General features: G+C 71.1%; 10 protein-coding genes and 2 pseudogenes. 7 read left to right on the top strand and 5 right to left on the bottom strand.

Features of this window, described 5'->3' with window-relative positions; genetic code table 11:
- Window positions 1-640 (top strand): APH(3') family aminoglycoside O-phosphotransferase (locus tag VG276_29905; protein ID HEV8653499.1); only part of this gene is annotated, 640 nt, incomplete at its 5' end.
- 302 nt (window positions 641-942) lie between these two features.
- Here VG276_29905 and VG276_29900 read toward each other — a convergent pair.
- The 3 genes from VG276_29900 to VG276_29890 all read right to left on the bottom strand — a co-directional run bounded on the left by VG276_29900 (window position 943) and on the right by VG276_29890 (window position 2,910).
- Entirely contained in the window at window positions 943-1,362 is a 420-nt protein-coding gene (locus VG276_29900) for an endonuclease/exonuclease/phosphatase family protein (protein HEV8653498.1), read from the bottom strand.
- Window positions 1,363-1,539: 177 nt separating this feature from the next.
- Entirely contained in the window at window positions 1,540-1,878 is a 339-nt protein-coding gene (locus VG276_29895) for an endonuclease/exonuclease/phosphatase family protein (protein HEV8653497.1), read from the bottom strand.
- 741 nt (window positions 1,879-2,619) lie between these two features.
- Window positions 2,620-2,910, bottom strand: a complete 291-nt coding sequence (locus VG276_29890) for a hypothetical protein (protein HEV8653496.1) — start codon at window positions 2,908-2,910, stop codon at window positions 2,620-2,622.
- 152 nt (window positions 2,911-3,062) lie between these two features.
- Between VG276_29890 and VG276_29885 the strand changes: the two are divergent.
- The 6 genes and pseudogenes from VG276_29885 (at window position 3,063) to VG276_29860 (ending at window position 7,053) form a co-directional block, all read left to right on the top strand.
- A pseudogene (locus VG276_29885) lies at window positions 3,063-3,485 on the top strand (AAA family ATPase).
- 153 nt (window positions 3,486-3,638) lie between these two features.
- Window positions 3,639-4,907, top strand: coding sequence for a hypothetical protein (locus VG276_29880; GenBank protein ID HEV8653495.1), 1,269 nt, complete (start codon window positions 3,639-3,641; stop codon window positions 4,905-4,907).
- A 2-nt stretch (window positions 4,908-4,909) separates the two neighbouring features.
- A complete protein-coding gene (locus VG276_29875; protein HEV8653494.1) occupies window positions 4,910-5,620 on the top strand; it encodes a hypothetical protein in 711 nt (236 codons plus the stop codon).
- The gene (locus tag VG276_29870) at window positions 5,620-5,871 is read left to right on the top strand and encodes a hypothetical protein (protein ID HEV8653493.1); all 252 of its coding nucleotides are present in this window, start codon (window positions 5,620-5,622) and stop codon (window positions 5,869-5,871) included. The genes VG276_29875 and VG276_29870 overlap by 1 nt, the downstream gene beginning before the upstream one ends.
- Before the next feature lie 67 nt (window positions 5,872-5,938).
- Window positions 5,939-6,706, top strand: coding sequence for a DUF2637 domain-containing protein (locus VG276_29865; GenBank protein HEV8653492.1), 768 nt, complete (start codon window positions 5,939-5,941; stop codon window positions 6,704-6,706).
- Window positions 6,703-7,053, top strand: a complete 351-nt coding sequence (locus VG276_29860; GenBank protein HEV8653491.1) for a hypothetical protein — start codon at window positions 6,703-6,705, stop codon at window positions 7,051-7,053. Before VG276_29865 ends, VG276_29860 begins: the two co-directional genes overlap by 4 nt.
- A gap of 494 nt (window positions 7,054-7,547) precedes the next feature.
- Here the strand turns inward: VG276_29860 and VG276_29855 are convergent.
- Both VG276_29855 and VG276_29850 read right to left on the bottom strand, forming a co-directional pair.
- Window positions 7,548-8,536 (bottom strand): annotated as a pseudogene (locus tag VG276_29855) (NAD(P)-dependent alcohol dehydrogenase).
- 416 nt (window positions 8,537-8,952) lie between these two features.
- Complete coding sequence (locus VG276_29850) at window positions 8,953-9,123, bottom strand: hypothetical protein (protein HEV8653490.1); 171 nt, start codon at window positions 9,121-9,123, stop codon at window positions 8,953-8,955.
- Between the last annotated feature and the right edge of the window lie 214 nt (window positions 9,124-9,337).

The following is a 9,337-nucleotide window of genomic DNA, read 5'->3' as shown; positions in this document are numbered from 1 at the left end:
GGCACACTACCCCCCCGCGCTCGACGAGGGCGCTCGGATGCGATGGGCCAAGGCCCATCTGCCCGTCCCGCAGGTGCTCGACTGCGGCACCGACGGCAAGGTCGACTGGCTGGTGACCGCGGGACTGCCCGGGCGGCCCGCCACCGACGACCAGCTGACCGCCGACCCTGAACGTCTGGTTGCGCTGCTGGCCCGCGGCCTTCGCCGGTTCCACGCCGCCCCCGTGGCGGCCTGCCCCTTCGACTTCCGCCTCGACACCGCGATCGCGCACGCCCAAGCGCGGGTCCAGGGCGGCCTGGTCGACCCCGAGGAGGACTTCCACCCCGAGCATCGGCACCTCACCCCCGAAGCGGCGCTTGCCGAACTGAAGCGGCTCCGCCCCGGCGCAGAGGACCTGGTCGTCTGCCACGGCGACTACTGCCCACCCAACGTCCTCATCGCCGACGGGGAGATCACCGGGTTCGTCGACCTCGGCGAACTCGGCGTCGCTGACCGCTGGTGGGACCTTGCCGTGGCGTCGTGGAGCATCACCTGGAACCTGGGGCCCGGCTGGGAGGACCTGTTCCTCCACGCCTACGGCGCCAACCGCGATCCCGGTCGGGTCGCGTTCTACCGACTCCTCTACGACCTCGTCTCCTGATCCAAGCCGTGCGTCCCTGAACGGCGAGCTGTCATCAACGACCACCAGGCGGCCAGCTCAGCCCCGAAACGGCCCGATCCAAACCACCAAGGCCGCCTTCACCCAGGCATTCAACCCCAGTCAGACATCCGCCACCTACCAGTATTGGCGTGGTGCCTGGGATGGTCACGTCATGGAAGACCACGGAGCCATGGCGGTCCAGGCGGCGCAGGCGGGCGGTGGCGCGCTCCCGTGGGCGCCGTCGCGCACGCGCGGGTGTCGCGGGCCGTCAGAGCTCGAACCCGGCGACCACGGCGGCATGATCAGAGCCGGGCTGGCCGACCTGCTCGCCGGGGTCTTCGCTGATCGACCAGCCGGCCCGCGGCCAGCGCCGTGGACACCGCCGGCATGGTGGCCGCCAGGACATGGCTGGCGAAGATGTGGTCGATCACCTCACGGCGGCCCCGGAAGACGCGGGTGAACCGCTGCGGCTCAGCGATCAGCGGGGTCAGGTTCCACAGCCGCTCGCCGTCGCCCTGGTCGGGACGCCCGAACCCAGGCGTGCCCAGCTCCGACCCCGGCGGGCCCTGCAACAGCTGGGTGGTTGCGGCGTCCACGCCGTCGTTGAGGTCGCCGGCAACAAGCACCGCCCCGGTCCGCCCGCCGCCGGCCAGGACCTGGTCCAGGTGGGCCCGCAGCGTCACCGCCTCCCCGGCCCGCAGGTACAGCGCGTAGGCGCCCACCCGGGCCGCTCGCCCTCGTCGCGGGGCCGGAACCGTCCGCCGGGGAAGGTCAGCAGTTTGGACTTCAGGTGCGCGGTGACGACCACCACCTCGCGGCCACCAGCGGTGACGCTGACCTGCAGCGCCCCACGACCCATGTGCCCCTGGGTCGGCGGCTGGCCGCCGCCCGCCAGGGGGTCACCGGCCTGCACCAGCGCCAGCCCAGCCGGGAACGGGTGAAGCTGGACCGGCAGTGAGGGGTAGGCGGCTGAGGAACGCCACCCGGATCCCCCGCGCGTTGGGGTGGGCCGACACCGCCGCGTGGGGAAGTTCGTGGCTGAGCGGCCGGCCCAACGCGGCCAGCACCTCGGGCGCGCCGACCTCTTGGAGGGCGAGCACGTCGGGCCGCTGGGCGTGGATCACCTGCGCGAGCGAGGCGAGCTTGGCGTCTAGCTCCGCCTGGGTCCGTGGGCCGCCGTCGGCACCGACGGCCAGCAGGTTCTCCACGTTCCAGGTCATCAGCCGGAACTCAGCCATCCCCACCTCCAAGTCTCCCGCTCCCGAGCAGCCCAAGACGCCTATCTTGCGACAGTAGGGCAGCTTGTGCCAGACACCAGGATGCCCGGCCGATGGCGTATCGGCGGATTGACCGTCCGCCGCTCGTCCAAGCTCGGCAGACCGGCGGACTAGCTGTTGCGCATGATGGACGGACACCCGGAGACGGCATGGCAGCCCAGGACGTCCGGTGTGCGATGGCATCGTGGCCGAGTGCGGCGCGGCGTTTACAGCGCGGGACACGGTGGACGCGCGACCAGGATGCGGTGGACACCGCAGCGCGGACCGGACACCTGGGCGGACGACGGCGACCGTGGAGTGCGTGCGGGCAGGCTACGGCACGGTCGCATGCCGACCCGGCCAGGCTGCGATGGACCACTGCGGACACCAACCGCACTGCCATAGGGACACCGCGGACACCGCCCGTCCGGGGCGCCCATGCAGCGGACACCCCACCGGACACCTGCCGCCTTTAGGATGGACACCGGCTACGACGGTGGACAGCTGACTGGACAGCCGTCGGACTGAACCGCCGGAGCGCGAGGTCAACATGCTGCTGTTGCCGGCAGGGCTTTCTGATGATGGTTTGGCGGGAATGCGAGGGCATGGTTCGGCAGTGCTGGGTGAGCGCAGAGGGTTTGGCGGGGATGCTGCAGCGCCGACCGGTCGGGGTCGGCGCTGCGGGTAGTTGCAGGGGATGGCTGTTGGCGCTGGCGGGTAGGGTCAGTCGCGGGTGAGTTCGGCGGCTGCTCGTTTGGCGCAGGCGTCGTCGACCAGCGCCTTGCCCTCGGCTGCGGCCGCGATGAGCGCGGCGGTGGCGGCGTTGTTGAGCTTGCGGGGTAGCCCACCGGCGACCCGGTGGAGGCGGGCGATGGCGTCGTCGGCGAACAGGGGGTCGGTGCGACCGACAAGGGTGAGGTGGTGGCGTAGGTAGGCGGCGGATTCGGCCAGGTCCATGGGCTTGAGGGTGTAGCGGGTGGCGATGCGCTGGTCGAGCGCGGCGAACACGCCCATGCGGAGCTTGCGGGCCAGGGTGGGCTGGCCGACCAGGATCCCGGCAAAGGGGCTGGCCGAGTCGAGTTCGGTGTTGGTGAGCAGGCGGAGCTCCTCGAGTTGCTCGGGCGACAGCAGGTGGGCCTCGTCGAGTTATGCGGATGTCCTAATAACTCGACGAGGCCCACCTCCTCGGCCACGACCAGCTCGAGGAGCTGCGCCTGCTCACCAACACCGACATGGACGCCCGCAGCCCGTTCGCGCTGGTCCTGCTCGGCCAACCGACCCTGCGCCGCCGCCTCAAGCTCGGCACCTTCGCCGCCCTGGCCCAGCGCATCACGCTGCGCTACCAGCTCGACGGCATGACCCTCCAAGCCACCACCGGCTACCTGCGCCACCACCTGGCCCTCGCCGGCCGCTCCGACCCCCTGTTCACCGACGACGCGGTCGCGCTGGTCCACCAGCAAGCCCGCGGCATGCCCCGCGCGGTCAACAACCTCGCCATCCAGTCCCTGGTCGCTGCCTTCCTGGACGGCAAGGCCATCGTCGACGAGTCCAGCGCCCGCGCCGCCGTCACCGAGGTCACCAGCGACTGACCACCAGGGCCACGGCAGGCCCGTCACCGGTGCCCACGGTCGACATCGTGACCATGGGCACCTTCACATCCGGCGACACAAACCTGATGTCATCAGCGAACGTGTCGCGGCCGTCATCATCCAAAGCGTCGCCTAACACTGGTCGGCCAGGCAGTGATCCTGCTCCAGAAGCGCTGGCACTGGTGGCGCTTCACCCTGGCCGCCCTCGCCGCCATCGCCGCCGTCTTGTTGGTCGTCGGCCCGGAGGAAGCGCTGCGCCGGCACATCTTCGTGCCCCAGCACTTCTGGCAGTACGTCGCCCTGCACTTCGGTTTCGGCCCACCCGGCACGCGCGTCACGGTCGGCCAGTTCCTCCACGACCTGCTGATGACGCAGGTGTGGCTGGCCGTCCCGGTCGGACTGCTGGCCGCCTCGCTCTCGGTGTGGACGGCCGAGCGGGCTGCCGGCGGCGCGGAGTGGAGCCCGTTCGTCCGCCGCCGCCAACGCATCGACCAGCGCACTCGCGACCGCAAGACCGCCCGCCTGCTGGCCCGACCCCGCGACCACAAGCTGACCGCCCCGGCGCTGGGGATCGCACTCGATGGCGACCTCCGCGGGTGGGTGCAGGGCCGCTACGTGGTCCCACCAACCCACCTGCGAGGCAAGGCGATGGCGGTGGTCGGCGCCCCGGGCGCCGGCAAGACCATCACCCTGCTGCGCCTCGTGTACCTCGCGGGCCTGCTGGGTCGCAAGGTGTGCTTCGTCGACTGCAAGGGCACCGACCCCACCCTGGTCCCAGCCCTGATCGCGGCCTACCGGCTCGGCGACCCCACCGCCCGGGTCGGTTGCTGGCCGGCCACGGCTATGGACATGTGGCGGGGCTCACCCGTCCAGGTCACCAGCCGACTACTCGCGGTCGAGCAGTTCACCGAGCCGTTCTACCAGCGCGTCGCCTCCGCCGGCCTGCGCCTGGCGTTGACCGCCCCCGACATGCCGGCGGTCGACGGATCGGACGAGCTGCTGCGGCGCCTGGACGTCGACGAGCTGGCCGCCCTCTGGGAGGGCCGGCCGTTGCAGCTCAAGGATATCGAGGCGATCGGCGACCACCTGCCTGGCGCCCGGCTGCGGTACGCCGACTTCTTCGCCGCCCTGGCCGGCGCCTTCGACCGCGGCGCCTGGAGCTACGAGGACGTGGAGCTGGCCGTGCTCACCGTGCCCACGCTGCTCAGCAAGAGCGAGGCGGATGCGGCCATGCGGGGGGAGGACGCCCTGCTGGTCCTGGACGAGTTCTCCGCCCTGGCCTCCGGGGTGGACTCGGCGATCAACCTGGCCGAGCGGGTCCGCGACGTCGGCGTCCAGGTCGTCGTCGCCGCCCAGAGCGTGGAGGGGCTGGGCGACCACCGCCAAGCCCCCGGCTGCTGGCCAGCTGTGCTGGTGGGTTGATCGTGCACCAGTGCCCGGACCCCGAGCGGCTGTTGGCCCTGGCCGGGATGGTCCGCACCCTGGAGCACAACTGGGAGCTGGACTACTACGGCCCCCGCGGGTTCGCCAAGGCCCGCATGGGCGAGCGGCCACGCATCGACCCCGAGGCGGTTCGCCAGGCCCAACCGGGCGAGGCGTGGGTCATCCAGGCCGGCCACGCCATCCACCTGCGCGTCCTCCCACCACCCGCCGTGGCACCCGAGCCGGCCGAGCCGGCAACCACCGTTCCGCTCAGCGACGACACCGTGCCCTGCCGATGGACGAGCCGGCGCCGGTCCGGGTCGCGGCGGCCGTCGCTCTTGCCGGCCGGGCGGCCCGCCGCGTCGGCTGGCGCATCGGTCGGCGGCGGGAGCGGACCGGGCGGCTGCCTTCACCGGCCCGGTGGCCATGGCTGGTCGGGCGGCCGCTGCCAGGGCGGGGACGGCGATGAGGTCACCGGTGGGGATCGGTGGCGGCGCTGCGCGCCGGTCCGCGCGGGCCCCTGCACCCACGCGGACCTTCGGGCAGGGCCACACCCCGGCCCTGCCTCGCCCCCGATCTGCTGGCAGGACGGCGGTGCCAGCCCCGCCCGGGGCGGGCGAGGAGCAGCCGCCCCGCCAGCAGCAACCCAGCAGCGCTGCGAGCGGCGCGCCAGCCGCCGGGTCTGCCCGGTCTGCCACCAGGAGGGGGTCTGATGCCCAAGGTCGAGATCCACATCGGCACCCGGGAGCGGCTGGAGCCAGCCATCAGCAAGGCGACGCCGCTCGGAGCGCTGGGCACCGACGCGCTGGTCTGGATCGGCGCCACCTGTATCAGCGGCACCGCGCAGGCGATGCGCGCGCTGGCTGATGCGCTGACTGAGGCCGCCGACATGGCTGAGGAGTACGACACCGACCCCGAGGCCTGGAACGAACGCGAGCAGGCCGAGCGCGACGCGAACCGTTGACCCTGACCCTGCGGCGGCCCGGCCGGCTCAGCCCCCGGCCGCCGCAGCCCATCGCTGGAGCCGCAGAATGCTTCGCATCCCACCGCATCCCGCCGACCGCGCTGACCGCACCGACCGACTGCTGGCTGCGATCCGCGTCGCCCTGGTCGCCGCGCTGACCGCGCTGGTGCTGGCCATCGCCGCCCTCGCCTACGTCGTCTCCTTCGAGGCCATCCGCGCCTTCGCGGTCGAGACCGCGGCCTTCCCGGCGGAGCTGGCCTGGTCGGCACCGCTACTCGTCGACTCCTTCACCACCGCCGCCAGCCTGGTCATCCTGTGGCGCTACCTGCGGGGTGATTCCTGGCGAGAGCCCTGGTATGCCTGGACGCTGGTCGGCTGCGCCACCGCGGTCAGCGTGGCCTTGAACGTCGCCCACGCCCCCGACCGCATGAGCGCACAGCTGTTCGCCGCCCTGCCACCCGTCGCACTGCTGGGGGCGCTGGAGCTGCTGATGAGCGTGGCCCGCACTGGCCTGCCCCGCACCGATCGCACCGCGACCGCGGAGCCCCGCCGCGTCGACCGCCACGGCACCGCAGACGGTCGCAGCCGTGCGGCAGTCGAGGACGACGCCACAGCGCTCCGCCCGCAGCTCCCCGCGCCCAACCGCGGCTCGGCCGCCGGCAACGGCAGCGGGCCGCAGCGCGACAGCCGTGCCCGAGTCCGTGAGCTGGTCGCCCGCGAGCGCGCCACCGGCACCCGGCTGGCCGCCCGCGAGGTCGCGGCTGCGGCTGGGATCAGCGAGCGCCGCGCCTACGAGCTGCTCCGCGCCGTCCGCGCCGAAGGCGAGCAGCCATGACCCGGCTGCGCTGTCTGGACTGCCAGGACGGCCGGCACTGCCGCCACACCGGATACGTGCCCGCCGGCATGATCTTGGCCGTCTGCCGCTGCCTGGACTGCGACCCGCAGCCGATCCAGGCCCGGCTGTTCAGCCACGCCCTGGTCGAGAACGACTTGGGCGGCTGCGCCGACTGCGGCCAGCCCGCGACCAAGCTGCTGGTCGGCGGGGCCGGCCAGCCGGACACCAGCTTGTGCGAGGTGTGTGAATACCGCCGCTACCTACAAGCGACCGGTGGGCGCGACTACGTCAACGAGGAGCGCGTCCGCTGGAGCCTGCCGCCGATCCCGCGGCCTGAGCTGCGGTAGCGCCCTCGCCCGGCGGGCGCCGCTGCGCGTCGGGCGGAACGCCCGACCCGTGTCATCGGGACCACCCGGCCCGACCGGGGTCAAGCTGGAGCGCCCCGCAGGCCGCCCGGCGCCCTCGGGCCGTCCCGGCTCGCCGTCGCGGCGGCCGAGGACGAACGAGCTTGACGCCGGGCGCTTTCGGGCCGGGTGGTATCCCGCCGGGCGAGGGCATCGGCCGAACGCGGCCGGGTGGTAGGAGTCCGTCTGGCTGATCCAGAGCCCGTCGATGGGCCTCCTTCGTCGGCCCACGACGAGCAAAATCGTGGAAGACGGACGATTGGGCCGGGCCTGCGGGCCGGGCGCGCATTCGCGCGCATCCCAGAAAACCAACCTGCGGCTTCGCCGCCATTCCCACATTTCAACGCATGGCGTCTTGTCACTCACCGATCATTGCCGGAATCCTGGAGGACTACTCAGGGAGGTACGTCCTAAGGGGGCGGACGACGGGGGATGCCTCACGCCACCCCCACGACCACCTTCCCCCTGGCGTGGCCTTGTTCCAGGTAGGCGATCGCTGCGGGGATTTCGGCGGACGGATAGCGCCGGTCGATCTGCGGGCGCACCTTGCCGGCCTCAATCAGCTCCGAAAGGAGCTCCAGATCCCTGGCGGCTACGTGCGCCGACACCATGGCGATATCCTTACGCCACCCCCACGACCACCTTCCCCTGGCCCGGCGCCGCCGCGCAGCGAAACGCCTATCAGCTTCGCCACGCTGGTGAACCCGGTGACGGCGGCCCTGCCGCCCTCGGCAAGCGCACCTCTGAGATCGGGCACCGATCGGTTCCCGACCGTGTCGAGGATGAGGTCGTAGCGCCGCCCACCACCGACGACGTCGGTCGTCGTGTAGTCGACGACCTGATCGGCCCCGAGCGAACGGACCAGGTCGATGTTCTGGGGGCTGGTCACGCCGGTCACCTCGGCCCCGTAGGATTTGGCGATCTGGACCGCAAAGGTGCCGACGCCGCCGGAAGCGCCATTGATCAGCACCTTCTGAACGGGCTGGATGTCTCCGTGGTGGCGAAGGCCCTGGAGTGCGGTGACCGCCGCCATCGGAACGGCAGCCGCTTCCTCGAACGACAGGTTCGCCGGCCTCAACGACATAGCATCAACCGGCACCGCAACGTATTCGGCAAAGCCGCCGTAACCATGTTCCAAGAGATTGGCATAGACCTCGTCGCCGGGCTTGAACCGAGTGACGCCGCTGCCGACCGCCTCCACCTGCCCGGCAATGTCGACGCCGAGGATCTTGTGTTTCGGCCGCAGCAAGCCCAGGGTGGCGCGCGAGAACAGGGGCTTGCCGCGCATGGAATGCCAGTCCGCTGCATTGACGGATCCTGCCAGCACCTTCACCAGGACTTCATCGGCGTTCGGCGCAGGCTTGTCGACCTCCGCCATCCGAAGCGTCTCCGGCGGCCCGTACTTCTCATAGATGAACGCCTTCATGACTGGCCCTTCCGGTTTCCGGTAGCGTCACCAAGTGTAGTCCGACCGTTGTGACGCGAATTGACTGAGGTGAAATCCCCTGCGGCGCCTCCTCTGCGGGCTCGGCGAGCGGTTGGAGGGTCAATTTTGCGACCGAGGCGCTCGACCTGGCGGAGGACTCATCGCTTGTAGCCCTCCGTTGCGTGCCTGAGGAGGAAGTTGTCGCGGCCCAGCTCCTCGTAAGGCGGGTCTCGCTTGCCGTTCGCGCGCTATGCGGTTCTCAAGGTTCGGCGTACCGTCCTGCACAGGGCCGTAGAGAACAAGCCCTGCGATCGCGGCGATAAAGGTAATAACGAAGAATACGCCCGTAACGAGTGCACTCTTTCTAGTTGAGTCCACTTGGACTCCTTTCTTTCATGAGGTCAACGCCTCGACGACTACCAACCGACACCCAACCTCACCAGCAGGACCCTGAGCGCCAGCTCCACCCAGCCGCGGCCGGCATCGCGAGAGCTGGCCAGCCGAAGGGCATCCGCCACGATGAGGCCGACCGCCGCCAGGCCAGCAAGCAGCTGGATCTTCGCCTGCGCGTTCGCGGCAAGCACCACGCCGACACAATGGCGGCAAGGCTCAGGACGAGCTGGAGCCACCACGGCACGCGCCGACGGGTCCGCCAATTCCGGGCTCTTCTGACTGATCCGTGGGTGGCCTGAGCTGGGCTTCCATGACTGCACGCCGCTCCACGCCTATGGTTCCGGCTGTCCAGGTCGGTTCCCGTAGGGGGTGGAACGGCGTGCGTTTCAAGAGGGTATGGGCACGGCT

Source organism: Actinomycetes bacterium (assembly GCA_036000965.1).
GTDB lineage: Bacteria > Actinomycetota > CALGFH01 > CALGFH01 > CALGFH01 > DASYUT01.
Note: the sequence above shows the minus strand (reverse complement) of the source record. Positions and strands in the feature narration are given on the sequence as shown.

What these genes read in the sequence shown, in the direction of transcription:
- VG276_29890 (HEV8653496.1), bottom strand. Translation starts at nt 2,910, where the DNA reads ATGGGCGTGTTCGCCGCGCTCGACCAGCGCATCGCCACCCGCTACACC.
- VG276_29865 (HEV8653492.1), top strand. Translation starts at nt 5,939, where the DNA reads ATGCTTCGCATCCCACCGCATCCCGCCGACCGCGCTGACCGCACCGAC.
- VG276_29870 (HEV8653493.1), top strand. Translation starts at nt 5,620, where the DNA reads ATGCCCAAGGTCGAGATCCACATCGGCACCCGGGAGCGGCTGGAGCCA.
- VG276_29860 (HEV8653491.1), top strand. Translation starts at nt 6,703, where the DNA reads ATGACCCGGCTGCGCTGTCTGGACTGCCAGGACGGCCGGCACTGCCGC.
- VG276_29895 (HEV8653497.1), bottom strand. Translation starts at nt 1,878, where the DNA reads ATGGCTGAGTTCCGGCTGATGACCTGGAACGTGGAGAACCTGCTGGCC.